12 protein-coding genes are annotated in these 13,688 nt (G+C 46.2%); 2 read left to right on the forward strand and 10 right to left on the reverse strand.

The features are described 5' to 3' along the window. Positions 1 to 109 precede the first annotated feature (109 nt). The gene (locus tag RB298_RS02010; protein WP_486045467.1) at positions 110 to 1,726 is read left to right on the forward strand and encodes an asparagine synthetase B family protein; all 1,617 of its coding nucleotides are present in this window, start codon (positions 110 to 112) and stop codon (positions 1,724 to 1,726) included. Positions 1,727 to 2,092: 366 nt separating this feature from the next. On the opposite strand, the gene RB298_RS02015 is transcribed toward RB298_RS02010, so the two are convergent. The 9 genes from RB298_RS02015 to RB298_RS02055 form a co-directional block, all read right to left on the reverse strand. Continuing rightward, a complete protein-coding gene (locus RB298_RS02015; protein WP_176502485.1) occupies positions 2,093 to 3,265 on the reverse strand; it encodes a glycosyltransferase family 4 protein in 1,173 nt (390 codons plus the stop codon). A 134-nt stretch (positions 3,266 to 3,399) separates the two neighbouring features. Further along, positions 3,400 to 4,488, reverse strand: coding sequence for an aminoglycoside phosphotransferase family protein (locus tag RB298_RS02020; protein WP_486045469.1), 1,089 nt, complete (start codon positions 4,486 to 4,488; stop codon positions 3,400 to 3,402). A gap of 185 nt (positions 4,489 to 4,673) precedes the next feature. Then, entirely contained in the window at positions 4,674 to 4,970 is a 297-nt protein-coding gene (locus RB298_RS02025; RefSeq protein WP_096775329.1) for a hypothetical protein, read from the reverse strand. A gap of 20 nt (positions 4,971 to 4,990) precedes the next feature. Continuing rightward, positions 4,991 to 5,293 (reverse strand): hypothetical protein, encoded by a 303-nt coding sequence (locus RB298_RS02030; protein WP_015733940.1) that lies wholly within the window; start codon positions 5,291 to 5,293, stop codon positions 4,991 to 4,993. Beyond that, positions 5,290 to 5,604: an alpha-helical endospore appendage domain-containing protein gene (locus RB298_RS02035; RefSeq protein ID WP_009591657.1), complete on the reverse strand. Its 315-nt coding sequence runs from the start codon at positions 5,602 to 5,604 to the stop codon at positions 5,290 to 5,292. Before RB298_RS02035 ends, RB298_RS02030 begins: the two co-directional genes overlap by 4 nt. A 35-nt stretch (positions 5,605 to 5,639) precedes the next feature. Next, positions 5,640 to 5,981 (reverse strand): nucleoside-diphosphate sugar epimerase, encoded by a 342-nt coding sequence (locus tag RB298_RS02040; RefSeq protein ID WP_096775328.1) that lies wholly within the window; start codon positions 5,979 to 5,981, stop codon positions 5,640 to 5,642. Positions 5,982 to 6,065: 84 nt separating this feature from the next. Continuing rightward, positions 6,066 to 6,770 carry a glycosyltransferase family 2 protein gene (locus RB298_RS02045; RefSeq protein WP_277748257.1) on the reverse strand — a complete coding sequence of 235 codons (705 nt, stop codon included), beginning with the start codon at positions 6,768 to 6,770 and terminating at the stop codon, positions 6,066 to 6,068. Positions 6,771 to 7,122: 352 nt separating this feature from the next. After that, positions 7,123 to 7,704 (reverse strand): WIAG-tail domain, encoded by a 582-nt coding sequence (locus RB298_RS02050; RefSeq protein WP_486045473.1) that lies wholly within the window; start codon positions 7,702 to 7,704, stop codon positions 7,123 to 7,125. A gap of 72 nt (positions 7,705 to 7,776) precedes the next feature. Further along, positions 7,777 to 8,922: a glycosyltransferase family 4 protein gene (locus RB298_RS02055; RefSeq protein WP_096775325.1), complete on the reverse strand. Its 1,146-nt coding sequence runs from the start codon at positions 8,920 to 8,922 to the stop codon at positions 7,777 to 7,779. A gap of 276 nt (positions 8,923 to 9,198) precedes the next feature. Between RB298_RS02055 and RB298_RS02060 the strand changes: the two genes are divergently transcribed. After that, positions 9,199 to 10,302 carry a YheC/YheD family endospore coat-associated protein gene (locus RB298_RS02060; RefSeq protein ID WP_486045475.1) on the forward strand — a complete coding sequence of 368 codons (1,104 nt, stop codon included), beginning with the start codon at positions 9,199 to 9,201 and terminating at the stop codon, positions 10,300 to 10,302. A gap of 52 nt (positions 10,303 to 10,354) precedes the next feature. Here the strand turns inward: RB298_RS02060 and RB298_RS02065 are convergent, their stop codons facing one another. Continuing rightward, complete coding sequence (locus tag RB298_RS02065; protein ID WP_375120913.1) at positions 10,355 to 13,594, reverse strand: DUF5704 domain-containing protein; 3,240 nt, start codon at positions 13,592 to 13,594, stop codon at positions 10,355 to 10,357. Positions 13,595 to 13,688: the final 94 nt, after the last annotated feature.

A 13,688-nucleotide genomic window follows, 5' to 3' on the forward strand; every position in this document is an offset into this window, starting at 1 on the left:
TTCTTTTGCTTTTTTTGCTCTCTTCGGAACTTCGCTTGATAAGTCAGAGAATACAGCCCACATATATAGAGATCAAAGTATTACACCGACTATTGAGGAGGTACCATGATTGTCCAAAATAATATACGTTTGTTTAAGAAACCCATCGTCGATGGCGGTAGAGAAGGATCGAGTCAAGCGCGTCTGTGACAACCTCACTCCAGATAACCTTGACCCCCACCCTGCCATCGTGACGGCTAAGGATAACGTGATCATCGGAATATTCAATCCAGTCCCCACGATTATGCTCAAAGCATCTAGTGTCTGCTTGGGCAATCTTCTTGGATCGCCATCAGAGTGGCATCAACCCAGGAGCAAAATCCCCGATGGCACTTACGCATTAATTCGTGGCAATTCAAATGAAATTGAAGCCATTGCCGATTATGTTGGATCACGTACGATATGGTATGTACACACCAAAGATTTGTTTATCGCATCCACCTCTCAACGAATGATTATTGCTTACTTGGGGAGTTACCATCCCGACAGAAATGTCTACTCTTGGATATTATCGACAGGTTCTCTGGGGCCAGGATTATCATGGGATCAGAGAATTAAATGCTTACCGGGGAATAGCAGGTTTATATTAAACAGAGAATCATGGACAGCAAGACTGGTGCAGAGAACCGTTCGATTCCAAGAATCCAATCTTAGTTATCAGGATCATTATGAACGACTGAAAAAGGCGATTGAGGTCACTATGAGTTTAATGCGGATCGATTATGCAGAGTGGGTACTTACCCTATCCGGAGGCTATGATAGCAGGACGATCTTGTTGCATCTTCCGAACCCCAAAAAGATCAACACCCTTACTTGGGGGCTGAAACATTCGATCAAGGAGAAAAATTCAGATGCCTACATCGCCAAAAAAATCGCCGATTACATTGGCTGTCCGCATCAATATTATCCAACGGACTTATCTGCTCATCTGTCCCTCAGAACGTTGTTCGACCGTTTTCTTTCTATTGGAGAAGGGAGAATTGATCACTTTTCAGGTTATGCGGATGGTTTTTATATTTGGAACAAACTACACGCCCATGGTGTGTCCGGAGTCATTAGAGGGGATGAAGGATTTGGTTGGGTGTCCTGCAAAGACGAACAAGATGTTCGATTCAGGGTGGGTATGCCGCTTCTCACTGACTTTGTCAATCTGACGGACCCTCTACATCAAATCGGAATAGCACCGAATTCGCTACCGCCTCATTTGAATAGAAAGAAGACGGAATCGATCCCCTTATGGCGTGATCGGTTGTACCATCAATACAGAATTCCTTCGATTCTCGCAGCTCTGAACGACCTTAAACTTTCTCATGTAGAAATTGCTAATCCTTTTCTGTCTAGAAGAATCATTTTAGAAGCAAGGAAATTACCCGACCACCTGCGAACAAGCAAGAAATTGTATAAGGATATTGCCAATAACGTCAATCCTGGGATCGATTATGCACAATACCGCGCTACAGCAAGAACCAAAGATCTTCTGAACCAGAACGAAACGATCGCTTTTCTCAAGAAAGAAATCCGACATTCGAAAGTGCTGCCGAATTCATTAAAGAACTTGCTGGATAAGGAAATGGCCCCCCGCCCCAACAAAATCCGGCACCATATGAACATCAATGTGCTAGGATTTCGTGCATTCATCATTGCTAGAATGAATACGATTCTCACGAAGGACGCAGGTCTCTTATAACCATTCCGAATGGAGGGCGGACGTTGGGTAAAAATAAAGTACGATCCGTATTGTTGGTGGCGTACGCCCTTTCTGGGCTTTCGATCACAGGGCTAAAGATATGATGAATGTGCCTATGGAGCAGGTCACACTAAGCGATAGCAACCGATTTGATCTTATTTATGCGAAGTCGCTTCTGCTTAAGAACGAAAAGCGATGGGCGCCAACGTTCGTCAGTCTGTTCTAAAGCGTTGGAAAGACAGATTGTGCAAAAGTTTGGGAACAATTCTTCATGAGCCCGTAATAATAAGATAGGGGAGCCACTCTCATGGCTCCCCCTTAGACGTCCGTCGCACATATAAAGCAGGGCATATGCCCTGCTTTATTTTAATTTGGGTTTTGTTCATAAATTTTCAAGACTTCTTTGCAGCGATTATCCCACGTATACTTCTGCACTTTCCTGAACGCATGCTTGGATAACTGCACGCCCAGTTCCTTGTCCGATAATAAACGTCGGATATGATTGCAGAAGCCTGATATATCATCTCTCTTAACAAGCAGAGCATCGTGCTGATGCTTTAGAATTCTACTGACAGCCGGAATATCAGTCGCCACGATGGGTCTTCGGGACGCCATGTAATCAAATAGTTTTAACGGTGAAGCGATGCGATATCGCACATCCTCTAGAGAGTAAGGCAGAAGCAGACAATCAGCTACCTTCAAGTACTTCGGGACATGAATATTGGAGACAAACCCCGTGAACTGCACGTTCCTGATTTTTCTTTCCTCACAATATTTCTCCCAGTGTAGACGATCCCGTTCGTACCCGCCAACAAGTAAGAAGACCAAATTCTTCATATGCTGCATTCTCTCAGCTGCCTTTAAGATCTGATCAATCCCTCGATCAGGGTAAAGATTTCCGCAATATACCGCATATTGCTTATTCGAATCGAATCCCAATTCCTTTCTCCATTTCAATTGATTATTAGAAATGTCGAAGTTTTTTAAGTCCGTACCATCCTCCATAACAAATATTTTATCTGCTGGGAACCCCCTCTTCAGATGTTCTTTTTTAATTTCTTTATGAATGGTAACCATCCCTTTGAATGCTTTGAGATGGGCGATTTTGTATAACTGTTGCAGTTTGGGCAGATCGTACTTCCAGTCGTGTGATTCTACGAAGGTGGGGATTCCTTCTCTCGCCGTATAATAAGGAATAATCAGATTGCGGCAATAGACGAAATCGTACTTCATCCGCTTTGCATGTTTATAAGCTCTCTGCACGAATGTTGGATCATTGCGTGTTTTGCCGCTCTTATAAGCTTCAGGAGAAGGAGAAAGATACTTAATTTTTAAATCACGATCTACGCCATAATGCGAATATATATTGTCCATATTTAATTTGAACTTGGTGACATTCTCACTGTCCGCTGTGATGACTTCCACTTTGCAGCCCATATTTTTAAACCCCTGTGCCATTTTCATCACATTAATGCTATGGGCCTGATACGAAGGTAGATTTTGACCGAGGAATACCCCAACATGAAGTCCTTTACTCAACATTTCTCCTCCTATGGTTTGAGATAATTACGCTTGACTATAAACAGTATATGAACTGCAAATGCTTTTGTAACGGCATCTGAGCAGGCACATGAAGATTAGCGAAAACACCCGATGAGCGAACGCTCCTGACACTAATAAAGCTCCAACTTTTTTCCTAAAACTTTAATTTTTTCTAAATACACTGGCAGCAGCTTCGCCTCTTTTTTTCCGGTAACAGCCCAATTCAGCTGCAGATACAGCCCCTTCTCGAGTACTCGTTTTAGAAATGCCATCTGATACAGTTTTAAAGGATCCGTTTTAAAGATAACTCCGTGCTTTCTCATCTCATTTGAATATAATTGAATGCAACGGCGAGTTATAGCCTCTTCCTGGTCTGCCCAATCTCGGCGGTATGCCAAGAAAACTCCGATCAAATTGACGAGATCAAACCAGCACGGGGCATATTTTGCGCCTTCCCAATCGATAAACTTGATGTTCCACGACTTGTCCTTAACATTGTTGGTCGCTATGTTTGCAGTGTGAAGATCTCCGTGGATAATGCTGCAGCCTTCATGAGTTACCTCCGGGAAATACTCTGGCCCTATCTGCAGCAGGTCCTTCACGAGTGAGTAATATGGATTAATCATTTCTTTCAGATTGTTGTTTTTCATCGCTTCATCTAAATAAAACAAGGTTAACTTATTTATGTTTTTTCTTTCTTCTCTCATAACAAAAGAGTTAAATTGAGGCAGCCAATCATCGAATAGTCGCTCATGTTGTTTAAAGCGTTCATTCATCGTAGACGAGTGAAGCTTCGCCAATGTCGGAATGATTTTGTCAAAGTGATCCGGATTATACCGCACCCGCCCTTCAAGAGGTTCAACATATTCCATGAACACCCATAACTCTCGTCCATTCACATTTCTTTTGCACTTATAAACTTGTGGCATGAACGGCTGAAGTACTTTTTTTGCTTTACGGTATATATTTTTCTCGACCGTGCTTTCCGGTCGGTCTCTTTTGAGCGGTTTCGAAATTTTAAGAATGATGGGAAAGCGCTTTTGTTCATGTTCGATTTCCAGCCTCCATATGCTGCTTTTGTATGAATCTTTTAGGCATTCCATTTTCCGATGATTAAGCGTTACTCTCTTGCCAAAATATGGTTTGAATGATTCGGCAAATCCCATCTTACGCCATGTTCTTCGAATGTATCGCTTGTCTATGTTATGCGTTTGACCCACTTGCCCTCACTCCATTTTCATTTTTAACCATACTATGTCGAAAATAGATACTTGTCACTTTCATACGCCTACCAACAGAAAGTATCACGATCTATATTGTTTGAAAGATTATAAAAGTGAATAACAAAGAGCGGTCCTCTTAGCAATATGTGTGATTATGCACGCGAAGATCGCCCTATCTGTAATCATGGAGCTGTAGCGACAATATTCCCATCTTCATAACCTTTCGCAAATCCGGCTTTAAAATCTTCCATGTAGGAATGATCATACCCTTTGTCATGGATTTGATGGGATAAAGGCCGGGATCTGCCGGCCTCAGACCTGGAGCTGTATCGGCCACCGGCTCGATGGCGCTTGATTGGCTTGCCATGGCGGCGTTTAATACCTGATGACTTCAGGCTTCTCAGCCCTTTTGCGAATGACTTCTTCCGTGCCATGGGTGAAGCCTTACGATGATTCCTAACCGTTAATGCCGTGTTCATGCCGAATCCTCCTGCAAGGGTCAATTCGTAGCTTCTAACCCGGCCTCATTGTAAAATAGCTGGCACTCGGATGTTATCCAGGGCGATGCCGGACTGCCTAATTTGTACCGATTTAACGGAATGCCTGTCAACATTTCAGCCATCACGGATTGATAGCCGACAAGCAGCCGAATATTCTCCGCAAGCGTGCGCGCGGTTGTTTCAGAATGTGCCGTAACCTCTGCGATACTTTCCAAAATACTTGCCAGCGCTTGCTGACTTCTAGCAATGGATGATACCATAGCAATCTTGGCCTCGTGTTCCCGTTGTATGCGCGCGATCATGAGTCCGTATCTCCGAAATCGAATGCATCAAATCCCATGGCATCATCTTGTTCAGCGTCCGTTCCGAGAATAATCCGCAGATTCCGGCACAGACCGGAGCCTATTTTCGTCAAGCCCTCGATTTGCTCGACAATTTGCTCGTGAATGGATAACGAATCCTTCAACTCTCCCTTGGAACGAGGATATTGAGTCAAGACCCATTGACAAACCTTTTCGGCTTCTACCGCTTTCCCTTGAAGAATGAGATAGGTATTATATTGAATAGTCACGGATGCATCGAGAATCCGCATGAACGATTCCTCTTTACTCACATACATTCCCCCTTAACCAACGAAGTCGGATCCCATTATTCTTCGCCTTGCTCGTTCGCTCTAAGCTCTTTCATTACGATTTCCAAACTGTCTGCCGATGTTTGTTGCAGGTCGGCCATGGCGTTCAAATAAGCAGCAATGCTGCCATTGACTTGTTCCACCTGGGATCCTGACGACCGGCCTCCTAATAATTGTCCCCCTAATGATGATCCTCCTCGTGAATTCGGTTCTTCGGAGGCTTGGATTTCATGATTCGGTAAGGAATGTATAATTTGAGCCATGCGGACTGCTGCATGACGCTGAGCTTCTAGAATGCGCGCTATTTGCTGCTGGGACTGCGATAGGTATTCGACCATGTCATCAATTTTTTTCTCCACGACATAACTCTCCTTCGCTCATCATATTTTTCAACATATGCTTCGACAAGCTTCCTGGTGCCATGAATAATGCCGTCTTTCGAATCAGGTGAATAGATCCTTAGCTGGCAGCATCGTTCTATATTGCTGCGGAACTCGCCCTAACCATTCGCTTATGCTTTCCTGTAATGATGGAAGCCCCTCATCTAGTCCTCCAACCTCCGTTAACAGCTCGGGGCGGAACAGAGCACAGCACGCATTTAACCGGTTATGGATATCCGCTTCGTTCCCGGGAAGTACGGGGGTTCCTGACTGTGCAAAACTAACGCAAACCGTTTTGATAGCGGGTGCATGTTCCAGCTCATCCATCAGACCGCCGATCCAGTTATCCATAACAGGTGTACAGCCATATAGAATAACTAACTTCTTCCCGTGTGCAGCACGAAGTGCCTTATTAAGAACAACCGCTATGCCTTGACCACTTCTCCCCGTAATGTGTCGTACCGCTCCGATCCGGCCGCGCACATATTGCCTGGTTCCTTCTGAGGAGCCGGCATCCGCTATGAGCAGCTCATATGGATGCGGCGTTAAGGCTTCGATTCTTCTAATCTTGCCAATGGCATCTTCGTTTGGTTCATGAATGGGGATGATGATGCTGATGCCCTCAAATGAGGCTTCTCCGTTTTTTTGTCCGTGTTGGACGCCATAAGAATAGCCAACGATAAATCCATCCTTCCGTCCTTCAACCGGATCAGCTTTGGGAAGAGTCGCCGATAAAGATGTCCGTAAGCGAGTGCCGCGTCTCTTCATCGTAAAAAGTCCTTCATATACATTCCGCCTCCCGTTTCTCATCACTGCGTGAGGACCGAATAATCATTTGGCAATTCATTTCTATTGTATGTTGACTTTCTCACTTCGTGACGGCATCCACAGGGACCATTCCATTCTCTAAACGTATGATCATCTTCCATATGTAAACAACACTTGATTGGAGTAACATGTTCGTAAATGAGAGTCATTCGGGGAACTCCTTAGTATTCACTTCTGCGGATGATCGCACTAAGGCTCTTCCGGAACGGCATCTCCATCATGTTGACGAATGGGATCCCCCTGGTTACAAAAAGGATGGGTGGAATCTCGCTTCCCCCATCCTTCTCCTTCATTATGTTGCCATCCGGCCTATTGAGATCCAGTACAGCCAGCCTTCCGAGATCACAGTGCCTGCCGGCCGCGTAATTCCGATGGCTACCTCCGCATGCTCCCGTTTTCGAATGCCAGCCTGAAACACCGGATCACTGCACGATGCCACCACTACATAATGTTCATCTTGATAGGAGGTCTGAAGCGGTATTGTAATTTCGATCGTTTCTTGTTCATCAGAAAAGATGAAGGGGAAATATCCAAACTGCTGAAGTAAAGGCATATCAGGAATCCCTTGAACCGGATTAAAGGAAAGATGACTCGGTTGAACCGATTCGAGTGCCAGTTTGGAAGAAATAATGGATTCGGATGACAGATGAATACTGTGTACGGCATAATCCTCAATCGCTTCACTTCTTACGCTGCGATGCTGCAGATGGGAAGCACTGATTACATCATCAGCCAACGCGTGATCCATCACTTCATTCTCTAAATCTGACCACTTGCCGGAAGTTCCTCTGATGGCTATCTTCTTATTAAAGCCATCGTACCGCCGAAAGGGCCTTCCCCTTCTTATCCTGGTGATCCTTCTGGCTTTGTTCACTGTCAGCTCTCTCCTCTGCTTCTAATCGTTACCTTCATCCTATTCAAGAGAAGGGGCTACTGCCACAGTCGGTTAGATGGTTTGCATCAGGTTAGCCCATCGTTCTGCCGTATGATCCCATCTGAAACGCTGACGCACCGTTTCACGACCAGCCATCCCGATTCGGGTACGCAGATTCTCGTCCTGAAGCAATCCGTTAATCCGTTCGGCAAGCCCGCCAGGAAAATCATCCCTTTGAACCAGGTAGCCCGTCACGCCGTTCTCCACGATCTCCGGGATACCGCCTGCATTCGCAGCGATGACGGGAACTCCTGCAGCCATGGCTTCCACGTTCACGAGCCCAAAGGCTTCCCTCGGCGCTGAGGGAACAACCACAATATCGGCAAGCGAGTACCAGTCTGCAATTGCGGGATAAGGGATAAAGGGGCGGAAAAATACCCATTGGGTATAAGGTCCGGCCGTTCTTTTCAGTTCCCGTACATATGCGGTTTCCCGATCGGATCCGTAGGCTGCACTCCCGATGATAAGCATAAGAACATCCGGATGCTTGTCAATGATATGAGGCAATGCGGCAATCAGATGGTGAACCCCTTTGTCAGGGATGAGCCGTCCCGCAAACAGAATGATTCGCCGTCCGCTCCAGCCGTAATGAGCAAGCTTTGCCTCTCTTAGTGCCTTGGCAGCAGGACTGAAAGCAGGAGTAAAATGATCAAGACTCACACCAAGATGATTAATCGTGATCTTTTCCAGAAGCCCAGCATGTTTTGAAGTGATATCCTCCAGCAGGAAACGGCTGTTCACCACAATGCCGTCCATCCAGCGAGCAATGGCCCCAAAACGCTGCTCGCTCATATACGGAGGCGAAATAAATGTATTGGAGTGAAGATTCAATACGATTTTCACATCCGGCAGATGCATTTTGAGGCGCTGCGCCAGCAGCGGCCGATTGTGAACTTCGATAATATCCGGTCTCCACTTCTGAAGCCTCCGCAGCAAGGAAGGATAATAATTCGTTCCAGATGGCAGGCGGTAGCACGGAACGCCGTTGATCGTGTCTTTTGAAGGGAGCCCTTTTCCCAGTACTCCGAATATGCGCACATCCATGGCGCCCTGCGCTAATGGAATGGTCTGCTCTACTACCCGCTCGACGGAGCTGCTCCTCCCCGATGGAATGACAAACGATCCCGGCGTCACGACCGCCACCTTCCGCAAACCCATAACTCCACATCCTTCTCACATCTTATCTATATGAAAAACACCTACTGATATATCAAAGGTTCCCCCTTGACACGTAGTGTTTCGTTGCCATATGCGCATACCTGTTCATTTGTATGGTTAGATACCTTAACATATACCGAATCAGGGCCTGTTGGTGACTAATTCCCGACAAAGAATAGGCCAACCACGGGCGACACCCGTCCATCCGGGACAATCATCCTCACGCATACGATATGGTACAAAGACTACAGGATTATGGTGACAAGGAGGGTGACCATGCATCTGGAATATGTCGGCATTCTGCTCAACAACAATACGTATCGCAGAATTTCCAGCGGGAGAATCGGCACGGAATCACTGGCCAACTACGAAGAAGCTGCTGCCATGAATGGGTTGGTTCCTTGTTTTTTTGCAATCCATCATATTTCACTAGAGACTGGAAAGGTGACTGGTTTTGTTCCGGCTCCAGCTGGATATTCGCAAGTGCATATTCCCATCCCACGCGTTATTCATATGCGGGCTATTTATCATAAAAAACAGGAGCAGGCGCTGATTGATCAACTGATCAAGCGCGGGGTATTCGTTTATAACGGGCGTACGCGTTACGGTAAAAACGTTATACAGCATATGCTGGAGCAGGACCAGGGGATATTACCATCCCTGCCTCATACGGTAAAAGCTACCCCTGCCTCGATTCGCTCCATGCTGAGCCAGCACGGGGATCTCGTTCTAAAACCATGCAATGGAAGCATCGGGGTTGGTATTATGCGCTTAAAAGGTAACTCTTTACGCAGTCAATTCACTTACTCCCGTTCATCCCCATCGGCCAAGGGCTGGAGAACGGTTACCTTGCCGCCCGGAAAGCTCCATCCTCTGATCTATCAGCGGATTAGGCAAGCTCCATTCGTTGTACAGCAGCGCATACCGCTTGCCGAATATGATGACCGCCCCTTTGATATCCGAGTTACCGTTCAGCGCGGGGGAAGCGGACGCTGGGAAGTCGCCGGCATGTTCGCCAAAACATCGGCTCCACGAACGTTTGTCTCCAACATTGCTCAAGGCGGCTCAGCCTATCGGGTCCCGGACATACTCGCCCGCTGCATGCCTGACTTGCCTGTAGGACTTACCATCGAACGAATTGCTGAGTTTTCCCTCCATGTCGCCAAGACGCTGTCCTTGTATATTCCGTACGCAGCTGATTTTGGAATGGATGTCGGCATTACCGAGAATGGAAAGATCTATTTCATTGAATGTAATGGCTGCGATCAACGTTATGGATTTCGGGAAGCCGGAATGGAGGAAGTTTGGAAATACTCATACTACAATCCGATGGCTTTTGCCCGGTATCTTTATGATAACGGGGTCTGGCCGCATTATTGAATGAAAAAACCAGCCTCCCCCTGAGAACGGGAGAGGCTGGTTCATGACGATTTTAATGGGGAACCTGGGAGTTGAAATCCCCTTTACTGGATTGATCCGCATGGTAAAATACGACATCCCCATCCAGCAGGGTAAATCTTTTGCCATACGGATCGGTATAGGTTCGGCTGTACCCTTCAAGCTGCCACTGATTCATGAGCGGTGCATGAATGTATTGCAGATGGGGCTTGGCCGTATTGCCCTCCCGGATCGTCTCGATGTTGAAATTGACCACGATATACCCCTTCTTCAGAAATACAGAGGACTTCTCGTCCAATCGGTTACTCCGCCCATAAGCCGCCAGATCCGTTCCTTTCTTCACCACGTAGACGTCGGCGGGAAGGCTGTATTCACCGTACCAGCGCTGAACAGCGGCGTTGGCCCGCTCTCCGTCAACGGAGGTTGGCAGCCCCGACTTTGGCCCAATCAATGTTCGAATGCCGGATGGCAGCAGCATCCAGTCGAGCCGGCCTACCCAGGTCTTGCTCTTGCTGATCTTCTCCATATACTGCTTCGCGTAGGCCGCCGGGGACATTCCCGCCGGTGCCCCACCGTGGTTGTATAGATACGAAGCGGTATCCTGCAGTTCCACTTGGGGTACATTGCGCAGCCTTTCATTCAGAATGACGTAACGCTTCTCCGTATCCTGCGGGGAACCGATTCGAATGAACTTCCGGTTTCCACTGTGGTAATACAGATCGACAGGCTGACGTCCGCTGCCGTCTTTATTCACGAAATAAAAGCTCGGCGTAACCGAAATGCCGTCCTGCGCCCCGAACATATTGCCCTTAGTCTTCAAATCGAATTTGAAGTGGTATCCTGTCTTCACGGCCGCATTCTTATACCCCTGTGCCGGATGCTTGCCCGGAGCGATGGGAAGCGTATAAGGCAGCGCGTTCCCCCGGGCCTCGCCGTCAATGCCGCGGAGTCCTGTCCAATAGGACGCCCCGCTTGGTGACGCATTCCCTTTTTGTTTGCGGAAGACCGTCTCCCAGTTATAATCGGCAATATCCGTGATATGAAAATCATACACGCGCCCGATCACTTCCACAGGTTCTATATCCGTAGCCACATGGTGGGATAAATTCGTGTTGGCATCGGGCTGCGTCGTATAGTCGGGCGGCGCGTTCTCCGCAATCGTACGGAAGTACACCTGGTAATCGCCCTCGTCTACCCACACCGGCAGAAAAAACTCCGTGTCCAGCTGTGCCGTCGGGATCGTGATCCAGGTGTCTTTTGGATAGAAGGTGCGCTTGTCGCTGCTGTACACATCGAACGGAAAATAAACCTGCTTCGATCTTACATACTTCGCATAGTCCCGGTTTCCGTATCCCTGAATGTTCCGATGCTGGCCTGAGGTAGGGATGCGTACCGTAAACGGCCGATCCAAGATGAAGGCGGACCGATTCGGATTGGGGGTCGTCTTCTGGTTGTGGGCCTGATCATCCGTTACGGAGGAATAGTTGACGACCGGGGTGTGGACCGTGACGGTGTTTATGGAATGAATTAGAAACTCCTTATTGCTCCCACCGTTAATATTCCCTGGTAATAAACCATAATGGATTGTACCTGCACTCGTTGTATTAGCTCTGTTAACCTTATCCTTGCTGATCACATTATTGGGCTTGTACAGCACATTGTCACTAATATGTGTAGGAGCTGGGATACTGCCCGGAGTAGGCCCTTTTTCCGATGTTCGATTCGAATTCATTATGATAAATCCGTTAAAAACCAAAGAGTCATTAGTGACCTCAACTTTTTCCACAGCATCCTCAGCTACACTTTGCAGATTTTCATTTGGCGGTGAGGGCTTTGTTTTATATGAATTTCCTCCGTAAGAATCTGATGGGGCTACAATGGGATTAGGTGGGGATGGAGGATAAAACATTCCAGATGCACTAGTTGTAAACTGGGGTGGTTGATACCCTTGTGGATAAATTGTAATCTGTTCACCTGGTAGTGCGTAATTCTTTAGAATCCCCTGATCGATTTTATAAACCTCAAGGTTATCAATCACCCAATAAGAATATGGCCGTTCCACTGTATATCGTTCGGTGACTTTCTCTTCAGCTTGTTGTGGATCAGGTACCGTTGTAGGATTTCCACTCGGGTCATTTGGACCTGGTTTTCCTGGATCCCAATGCAACGTCCATGTTTTCTCAACGTTGACTTTAAAGGAACAGACACCTGTCATGTTTACAAATGTATTCTGATAAAGGTAATTACGAGCCAAGATATTACCATATAGACTTTCAGACGTCGGTATTCCTTGCAAAACATCAAAAAGTTCACTTCCCCGCTGATCGGCAAGAATCTTAGCTGTAACCACTGGATCCATGTAACGACCATTCATTTTCGTCCCTGGAGAAGGTCTCGTACAGGATACCTCAGGTGGGTCAGGGTCGGGAGGAGGCGGTGTATCGGTCTCATAGTAAAAAAACAGGTAATATGTCGGAAATGAGCCATCATAAGTAAACCGGCCAGGGTCACCAGGTGTTATTGATCCACCACTTGGGGCAGAGACAGTGCTTTTCTTATGTCCAATATATTTGTAGTCTGCATTCCCAAGGGTATGAGTAAAAGAGTATGGAACGTTTTTTTCTAATACTTCTTCACGATCAGTAAAACCCGGGGTGCCGTTCAGAGAACGACCAGTAGTCGTGTAATGTTTTATAATTGCGTTACCAACTTCGGGTTCTAGTTCAATTGTAAAAAGTATCGGAAAGTAATAACGGAGTCCTTTGACATTCACATTTTGATCTTCTTTAGTTGTCTCGAGAGGATCATCTGCTCTTAAATCTCCTATGACATGTACATTAAAAGATACGCTTTCCGTTCCTAGTCCTTGAATATTTCCTCTAATAGTAGGAGTATATTTTTTACTGACGTTTGGGATCCTCTGATCCCATGTTTCTTGTTGATAACGAGAACGAAAATATAAATCTCTACCATCTGGATCCGTCATATCAGGGTTGAATTTTTCTACTGACACACTTTTTATCTTACGGTTAGGAATATCGAATGAATACGGAAAATCCATAGATTTATTTGGTTGATTCTCGTATCCTTCCGGCGTCCAACTTTGCCCGTCTGAGTAACGCCAGATCTCGTAAGTAAACATTCCAACAAAATAATGTATATTACGATTACTTGGCTTTGGTGTTGTAGGCAGGGCAGCATATACACTTTGAATTATGAGAACGTATATAGACAACATAATTATTAGTATATAAAGAATCCTCTTTTTTTTCATTTTGTTACCATTCACTTAAATGGATTCTACAGCAAAGTTAATGATTCCGTCCCCATCTGGAAGCCAATATATTCAGCTTTATTTAGTTTGAATT

This window comes from Priestia sp. BR_2, from assembly GCF_041954005.1.
Taxonomy (GTDB): Bacteria; Bacillota; Bacilli; order Paenibacillales; family Paenibacillaceae; genus Paenibacillus_AQ; species Paenibacillus_AQ lautus_A.

Excerpts from the sequence above, each read along its gene's own strand:
- RB298_RS02060 (WP_486045475.1), top strand. The coding sequence starts at position 9,199 with ATGCATCTGGAATATGTCGGCATTCTGCTCAACAACAATACGTATCGC.
- RB298_RS02055 (WP_096775325.1), bottom strand. The coding sequence starts at position 8,922 with ATGGGTTTGCGGAAGGTGGCGGTCGTGACGCCGGGATCGTTTGTCATT.
- RB298_RS02025 (WP_096775329.1), bottom strand. The coding sequence starts at position 4,970 with ATGAACACGGCATTAACGGTTAGGAATCATCGTAAGGCTTCACCCATG.
- RB298_RS02065 (WP_375120913.1), bottom strand. The coding sequence starts at position 13,594 with ATGAAAAAAAAGAGGATTCTTTATATACTAATAATTATGTTGTCTATA.
- RB298_RS02045 (WP_277748257.1), bottom strand. The coding sequence starts at position 6,770 with ATGAAGAGACGCGGCACTCGCTTACGGACATCTTTATCGGCGACTCTT.
- RB298_RS02030 (WP_015733940.1), bottom strand. The coding sequence starts at position 5,293 with ATGATCGCGCGCATACAACGGGAACACGAGGCCAAGATTGCTATGGTA.